The following is a 278-nucleotide window of genomic DNA, read 5'->3' as shown; positions in this document are numbered from 1 at the left end:
GCGCTTCCAGCAATCGGTTTGGCCTTGTGGCTGGCGGATGGGCACCCTGCAATTCGACGGCTGACAAAGACCAAATGTGGGAGCCGTCGAGCTTTAGCGAGGCCGCGATAGCGGTGGGTCAGGCAACATCAATGTCGACTGTGCCGACGCCATCGCAGCCTCGCTAAAGCTCGACAGCTCCCACAGGGAATCTGCTATGCCTTCAGACCGCGCGCTTCCAGCAATCGGTTTGGCCTTGTGGCTGGCGGATGGGCACCCTGCAATTCGACAGCCGACCA

This window comes from Pseudomonas sp. IPO3778, from assembly GCF_013386825.1.
Taxonomy (GTDB): Bacteria; Pseudomonadota; Gammaproteobacteria; order Pseudomonadales; family Pseudomonadaceae; genus Aquipseudomonas.
Note: the sequence above shows the minus strand (reverse complement) of the source record.